The organism is Streptomyces sp. P9(2023) (assembly GCF_032436795.1).
GTDB lineage: Bacteria > Actinomycetota > Actinomycetes > Streptomycetales > Streptomycetaceae > Streptomyces.
In genome coordinates this window covers 1-419 of record NZ_JAUPWM010000179.1, presented here as the reverse complement: position 1 = coordinate 419, position 419 = coordinate 1, and the positions used below count along the sequence as shown (strand labels likewise).

Sequence of the window (419 nt, the reverse complement as noted above, 5' to 3'; positions counted from 1 at the left end):
CAATCCGGAAGCTGATGTTTTGGTAAATACACTACAATCCACATTTGAAGAGAGCCGCTTGCAAGCCAAAAATATCACGCTCGCTTATCAAGATACTCAGATCACTCATGGACTATCGCTTGACATACCAGATAAGCAATTTACCGTTATCCTTGGACCCAATGGCTGTGGAAAATCGACTTTACTGCGCGGGCTAAGTAAACTGCTCTCCCCCAGTGAAGGAAAAATTTGCTTTGATGGTAAGAACCTCGAACGATATCCACGAAAGGAATTAGCTAAAATACTCAGTTTACTCCCTCAATCTGCCATCGCACCAACAGGTATCACTGTGCATGAACTGGTCGCAAGAGGACGCTTTCCTCATCAATCTTTTCTACGTCGCTGGACATTAGAAGATGAAAAAGCCGTCAAGGATGCCA

Annotated in this window: 1 protein-coding gene; it reads left to right on the top strand. The window is 44.2% G+C overall.

Annotated elements, in window-relative coordinates:
• Positions 1–419 (top strand): ABC transporter ATP-binding protein (locus Q5762_RS37250; RefSeq protein ID WP_315896741.1); only part of this gene is annotated, 419 nt, incomplete at both ends.